1 protein-coding gene is annotated in these 549 nt (G+C 42.8%); it reads right to left on the bottom strand.

Translation table 11 applies throughout. The features are described 5' to 3' along the window. Window positions 1-549 (bottom strand): hypothetical protein (locus G6042_RS00705; protein ID WP_169522360.1); only part of this gene is annotated, 549 nt, incomplete at both ends.

The raw sequence follows: 549 nt of genomic DNA, 5'->3' as shown, positions 1-549 counted from the left end.
CGTGAACTGTATGTGGTCCAAGTGGTACATTGGTAAATATTCCGCCGTTGTCCAATATTGGTCCATCATCTAGACTGTAATGGTAAATTCCATAACCGTCGTTAGTTACCGTGATGATTTGTTGCTCGCTAAAGGCATTGGTTACTGTATAAGTCACGTTTGATGCCAATCCGGAACGGATTACCGTAAAGCGTGTTCTATCTGGCGTAGTATCGGATGCACATTGTAATGCACTGTTGCTTATCGCTATTACGCTAAACTCTACTTGGGCATCGGTTACTTCGGTTACCGTTAAGGTTGGTCCGGTTTCGCCTGCTATCAAGTTGCCGTCAGCATACCATTCGAAGGTGTAATTACCTGTTACTTGACTGTCTAATATCAAAGTATTGTTCACCGTTGTTTCACCAAAGTCAACACACGCAATATTGGTCGATGCTACGATATTTGGCTCTGCTAGTTGCTCTACGATGACATCAAAACTATCGGTGATGTAACAGCCTGTAAGGTTGTTTTCTATTCTAACCCAATACGTTCCGGTTTGTACTTGGT

The organism is Flavobacterium solisilvae, from assembly GCF_012911605.1.
In the GTDB taxonomy this organism is placed as follows: Bacteria; Bacteroidota; Bacteroidia; order Flavobacteriales; family Flavobacteriaceae; genus Flavobacterium; species Flavobacterium solisilvae.
The sequence above is the reverse complement of the archived record's forward strand: the minus strand, read 5'-3'. Positions and strand labels throughout refer to the sequence as shown.